Origin of the sequence: Streptococcus infantis, from assembly GCF_001579645.1 — a bacterium.
Taxonomy (GTDB): Bacteria; Bacillota; Bacilli; order Lactobacillales; family Streptococcaceae; genus Streptococcus; species Streptococcus infantis_E.
Genome location: NZ_KQ970818.1, coordinates 627,019 through 628,378, shown reverse-complemented (window position 1 = coordinate 628,378; position 1,360 = coordinate 627,019). Strand labels below are relative to the sequence as shown.

Annotated in this window: 1 protein-coding gene and 1 pseudogene; both read left to right on the top strand. The window is 36.0% G+C overall.

All coding sequences use genetic code 11. The annotated features are described in order from the left end of the window. Nucleotides 1-177: 177 nt before the first annotated feature. Nucleotides 178-1,140, top strand: coding sequence for a class 1b ribonucleoside-diphosphate reductase subunit beta (gene nrdF, locus SINDD18_RS03005; protein ID WP_049526102.1), 963 nt, complete (start codon nt 178-180; stop codon nt 1,138-1,140). A 126-nt stretch (nt 1,141-1,266) separates the two neighbouring features. Next, nucleotides 1,267-1,360, top strand: a pseudogene (locus tag SINDD18_RS11225) (DeoR/GlpR family DNA-binding transcription regulator); the annotation flags it as partial.

Below are 1,360 nucleotides of genomic sequence, written 5' to 3'. Positions count from 1 at the left end.
TTAATTCAACTCTCAAAAAAATTACATTTACTTAATCCATTAAACGTATTTTGCTGATAAAATCATGTAAGAATTTAAAAGTCGGGCTTCCGACTTTTTGTTCGATTATAGCATAGAATTATGATAAAATAAGAATGATTATGTTATCGCATTACTACACACAGAAAGAGATTTCAAATGAAAACTTACTACAAAGCCATTAACTGGAATGCCATCGAAGATGTCATTGACAAATCAACCTGGGAAAAACTGACTGAGCAGTTCTGGCTCGATACGCGTATTCCCTTGTCAAATGACCTAGATGACTGGAGAAAGCTTTCTAACAAGGAAAAAGACCTTGTTGGTAAAGTTTTTGGAGGTTTGACCCTTCTTGATACCATGCAATCAGAAACTGGTGTTCAAGCCCTTCGTGCTGATATTCGTACGCCTCACGAGGAAGCTGTTTTTAACAATATCCAATTTATGGAATCTGTCCATGCCAAATCTTACTCTTCTATCTTTTCTACCTTGAATACCAAGTCAGAAATCGAAGAGATTTTCGAATGGACCAACACCAATCCATATCTTCAGAAAAAAGCTGAAATTATCAATGAAATCTACCTAAACGGAACTCCACTAGAAAAGAAAGTAGCTAGTGTTTTCCTTGAAACCTTCCTTTTCTACTCTGGTTTCTTCACACCACTCTACTATCTTGGAAACAACAAGTTAGCCAACGTAGCTGAGATCATCAAGTTGATCATTCGTGACGAGTCTGTACACGGAACCTACATCGGCTACAAATTCCAACTTGGTTTCAATGAATTGCCAGAAGATGAGCAAGAAAAACTCAAAGAATGGATGTACGACCTTCTCTATACTCTTTATGAGAATGAAGAAGGCTACACAGAGAGCCTCTATGACGAAGTCGGATGGACTGAAGAGGTTAAAACCTTCCTTCGCTACAATGCAAATAAAGCCCTTATGAACTTGGGGCAAGATCCTCTCTTCCCTGATTCAGCTGACGATGTCAACCCGATCGTTATGAACGGGATTTCAACTGGTACATCAAACCACGACTTCTTCTCTCAAGTTGGTAATGGCTATCTACTTGGTGAAGTTGAAGCTATGCAGGATGATGACTATAACTATGGACTAAATTAATATCTAACCTAAAAAACATCTAAGTTTAATTACAAACTAGATGTTTTTTTTGTTTATTTTTGTTTTCTTTAAGTTGCTTAGCTGTTTAAAATATGATAAAATAATATTAGATTTGGGGGTGGTTCAATGCTGAAGCAAGAAAAATTAGATACTATTTTAGAAATTGTAAATACAAAAGGAACTATCACTGTTAAAGAGATTATGAATCGCCTTGATATTT